This is a genomic window from Pedobacter sp. UYP30 (genome assembly GCF_040547165.1).
In the GTDB taxonomy this organism is placed as follows: domain Bacteria; phylum Bacteroidota; class Bacteroidia; order Sphingobacteriales; family Sphingobacteriaceae; genus Pedobacter.
In genome coordinates this window covers 1-2,053 of the sequence record NZ_JBEPPD010000050.1, presented here as the reverse complement: position 1 = coordinate 2,053, position 2,053 = coordinate 1, and the positions used below count along the sequence as shown (strand labels likewise).

Annotated in this window: 1 protein-coding gene and 1 rRNA gene; both read left to right on the top strand. The window is 52.3% G+C overall.

Annotated elements, in window-relative coordinates:
- On the top strand, positions 1 to 219 hold a 219-nt coding region (locus tag ABIB40_RS20580), incomplete at its 5' end, for a hypothetical protein (protein ID WP_354361821.1).
- A 268-nt stretch (positions 220 to 487) separates the two neighbouring features.
- Positions 488 to 2,007 (top strand): 16S ribosomal RNA (locus ABIB40_RS20575).
- The last annotated feature ends 46 nt before the right edge of the window (positions 2,008 to 2,053 follow it).

Genomic DNA, 2,053 nt, shown 5'->3' with positions numbered 1-2,053 from the left:
CTATCTTTGCACTCCGCTCAGGGATATGGGCGGGGAATAGAGCAAAAAACATCGAAGAGGGGCAGGTTTCTGCATGACGATTTGGACGAAAAAAAATTTTCGGAAAAAGAAAAAAAGTCTTGCAGATATAAAAAACTTATCTACCTTTGCACTCCCAACCGAAAGGAAGGGGAAGAGAGTCGGACCGGCGGATGTCGGGAAGGCGTAAAAAGAGATTGAAACATACCTAGTCGAGCAGGGGAACAAGAAGGCCCCTGGTAGACGAAAGTCTGGAGATATATAGAAAGAGGGCCGCCGCGAGGTTGCTAGCCCGATAGAGTTCTTACAAGAGATGTCAATGTAGCGCAAGCGAGTATAATAGGGCACCGACCGCAGTACATGGTCCGGATGTCCCGTTTTAGGGTCGGTTCACCGACAGACAAAACAAAAAAAAAGAAGACCATTTTTAACATGGTTAAAAACTGGTCAGTTTCTTACTATACATTTTACAATGGAGAGTTTGATCCTGGCTCAGGATGAACGCTAGCGGCAGGCCTAATACATGCAAGTCGAGGGGTATGGAGAGCTTGCTTTCCAGAGACCGGCGCACGGGTGCGTAACGCGTATGCAACCTGCCTTCATCAGGGGGATAGCCCGGAGAAATCCGGATTAACACCGCATAAAGACACGGTACGGCATCGTACAGTGTCCAAACATTTATGGGATGGAGATGGGCATGCGTGCCATTAGCTAGTTGGCGGGGTAAGGGCCCACCAAGGCTACGATGGCTAGGGGATCTGAGAGGATGGCCCCCCACACTGGTACTGAGACACGGACCAGACTCCTACGGGAGGCAGCAGTAAGGAATATTGGTCAATGGGGGCAACCCTGAACCAGCCATGCCGCGTGCAGGAAGACTGCCCTACGGGTTGTAAACTGCTTTTACACGGGAATAAACCCCGCTACGTGTAGCGGATTGAATGTACCGTGGGAATAAGGATCGGCTAACTCCGTGCCAGCAGCCGCGGTAATACGGAGGATCCAAGCGTTATCCGGATTTATTGGGTTTAAAGGGTGCGTAGGCGGCCTGTTAAGTCAGGGGTGAAAGACGGTAGCTCAACTATCGCAGTGCCCTTGATACTGATGGGCTTGAATGGACTAGAGGTGGGCGGAATGAGACAAGTAGCGGTGAAATGCATAGATATGTCTCAGAACACCGATTGCGAAGGCAGCTCACTATGGTTCTATTGACGCTGAGGCACGAAAGCGTGGGGATCGAACAGGATTAGATACCCTGGTAGTCCACGCCCTAAACGATGAACACTCGCTGTCGGCGATACACTGTCGGCGGCTAAGCGAAAGCGTTAAGTGTTCCACCTGGGGAGTACGGTCGCAAGATTGAAACTCAAAGGAATTGACGGGGGCCCGCACAAGCGGAGGAGCATGTGGTTTAATTCGATGATACGCGAGGAACCTTACCCGGGCTTGAAAGTTAGTGAAGTTTCCAGAGATGGATACGTCCGCAAGGACACGAAACTAGGTGCTGCATGGCTGTCGTCAGCTCGTGCCGTGAGGTGTTGGGTTAAGTCCCGCAACGAGCGCAACCCCTGTGTCTAGTTGCCAGCATGTAACGATGGGGACTCTAGACAAACTGCCTGTGCAAACAGAGAGGAAGGAGGGGACGACGTCAAGTCATCATGGCCCTTACGTCCGGGGCTACACACGTGCTACAATGGACGGTACAGAGGGCAGCTACACGGCAACGTGGTGCGAATCTCACAAAGCCGTTCACAGTTCGGATCGGGGTCTGCAACTCGACCCCGTGAAGTTGGATTCGCTAGTAATCGCGTATCAGCAATGACGCGGTGAATACGTTCCCGGGCCTTGTACACACCGCCCGTCAAGCCATGGAAGTTGGGGGTACCTAAAGTGCGTAACCGCAAGGAGCGCCCTAGGGTAAGACCGATAACTGGGGCTAAGTCGTAACAAGGTAGCCGTACCGGAAGGTGCGGCTGGAATACCTCCTTTCTGGAGCGGTACCGACCGCTCGCTGCGCTATATGATACTCTTATAA